At 45.6% G+C, this 241-nt stretch carries 1 protein-coding gene; it reads left to right on the top strand.

Translation table 11 applies throughout. The features are described from left to right. The coding region (locus tag AAEZ05_RS29950) for a DNA glycosylase AlkZ-like family protein (protein WP_350650286.1) at window positions 1–241 on the top strand (241 nt) is incomplete at both ends.

The raw sequence follows: 241 nt of genomic DNA, 5'->3' as shown, positions 1-241 counted from the left end.
ATCATGTATTACACACTCGCCTGCCCGATTATTCGACCACCATGCTTGACCAGGCAATGCGCAATAAAACCGTATTTGAATATTGGTCACATGCGGCCGCATATCTGCCCATCGATGATTACCGTTTTAGCCTATATCGCAAGCAGCATTTACAACAAGGTGGCACACATTGGTTTGAACCCGAACATAAAGTCATGCGCGAAGTTAAAGCCCGTATTAGCAGCGAGGGTCCATTAAAATC

Source organism: Pseudomonas sp. HY13-MNA-CIBAN-0226, from assembly GCF_040310305.1.
GTDB lineage: Bacteria > Pseudomonadota > Gammaproteobacteria > Pseudomonadales > Pseudomonadaceae > Aquipseudomonas > Aquipseudomonas gregormendelii.
Note: the sequence above shows the minus strand (reverse complement) of the source record. Positions and strands in the feature narration are given on the sequence as shown.